At 56.5% G+C, this 1,631-nt stretch carries 1 rRNA gene; it reads right to left on the bottom strand.

Annotation, left to right across the window (positions count from 1 at the left end):
* Positions 1 to 46 precede the first annotated feature (46 nt).
* A 23S ribosomal RNA gene (locus ABZ272_RS31990) occupies positions 47 to 1,631 on the bottom strand; the annotation flags it as partial.

Genomic DNA, 1,631 nt, shown 5'->3' with positions numbered 1-1,631 from the left:
GGGTGGGTGTTTGTTCAGAGTTGCACAGTGGACGCGTAGCAGCTTAGTAGTCAAGTCCTCGGCCTATTAGTACCGGTCAACTGAACCCGTTACCGGGCTTACATTTCCGGCCTATCAACCCAGTCGTCTAGCTGGGGGCCTTACCCCACCAAAGGTGGGTGGGATACCTCATCTTGAAGCAGGCTTCCCGCTTAGATGCTTTCAGCGGTTATCCCTTCCGAACGTAGCTAACCAGCCGTGCCCCTGGCGGGACAACTGGCACACCAGAGGTTCGTCCGTCCCGGTCCTCTCGTACTAGGGACAGCCCTTCTCAAGTATCCTACGCGCACGGCGGATAGGGACCGAACTGTCTCACGACGTTCTAAACCCAGCTCGCGTACCGCTTTAATGGGCGAACAGCCCAACCCTTGGGACCTGCTACAGCCCCAGGATGCGACGAGCCGACATCGAGGTGCCAAACCATCCCGTCGATATGGACTCTTGGGGAAGATCAGCCTGTTATCCCCGGGGTACCTTTTATCCGTTGAGCGACACCGCTTCCACTCGCAAGTGCCGGATCACTAGTCCCGACTTTCGTCCCTGCTCGACCTGTCAGTCTCACAGTCAAGCTCCCTTGTGTACTTGCACTCAACACCTGATTGCCAACCAGGCTGAGGGAACCTTTGGGCGCCTCCGTTACCCTTTAGGAGGCAACCGCCCCAGTTAAACTACCCACCAGACACTGTCCCTGAACCGGATAACGGTCCGAAGTTAGATACCCAAATCAACCAGAGTGGTATTTCAAGATTGCCTCCACCCATACTGGCGTATGGACTTCACCGGCTCCCACCTATCCTACACAAGCTAACTCAAGTACCAATGTCAAGCTATAGTAAAGGTCCCGGGGTCTTTCCGTCCTGCCGCGCGTAACGAGCATCTTTACTCGTACTGCAATTTCGCCGGGCCTGTGGTTGAGACAGTGGGGAAGTCGTTACGCCATTCGTGCAGGTCGGAACTTACCCGACAAGGAATTTCGCTACCTTAGGATGGTTATAGTTACCACCGCCGTTTACTGGCGCTTAAGTTCTCCGCTTCGCCCCCGAAAGAGCTAACAGGTCCCCTTAACGTTCCAGCACCGGGCAGGCGTCAGTCCATATACATCGAATTACTTCTTCGCATGGACCTGTGTTTTTAGTAAACAGTCGCTTCCCCCTGCTCTCTGCGGCCATACAACGCTCCACCCGCGCGGGGCTTCACGTCTCCGGCCCCCCTTCTCCCTAAGTTACGGGGGCAATTTGCCGAGTTCCTTAACCACAGTTCGCCCGATCGCCTCGGTATTCTCTACCTGACCACCTGTGTCGGTTTGGGGTACGGGCCGCTAAGAACTCGCTAGAGGCTTTTCTCGGCAGCATAGGATCACTGACTTCACCTGAATCGGCTCGGCATCACGTCTCAGCCCTCATGCGTCGCGGATTTGCCTACGACACGGCCTACACGCTTACCCCGGCACAACCACCGGCCGGGCTCAGCTACCTTCCTGCGTCACCCCATCGCTTGACTACTACCCGTCAGGTTCCCACGCTCCCCGTCATCAGTCCGAAGACCTCAAACAGCTCGGGTGGTTAGCACAACGAGGTTCATCAGGGACGCTC

The organism is Micromonospora sp. NPDC005979 (assembly GCF_040614415.1).
GTDB lineage: Bacteria > Actinomycetota > Actinomycetes > Mycobacteriales > Micromonosporaceae > Micromonospora.
Note: the sequence above shows the minus strand (reverse complement) of the source record. Positions and strands in the feature narration are given on the sequence as shown.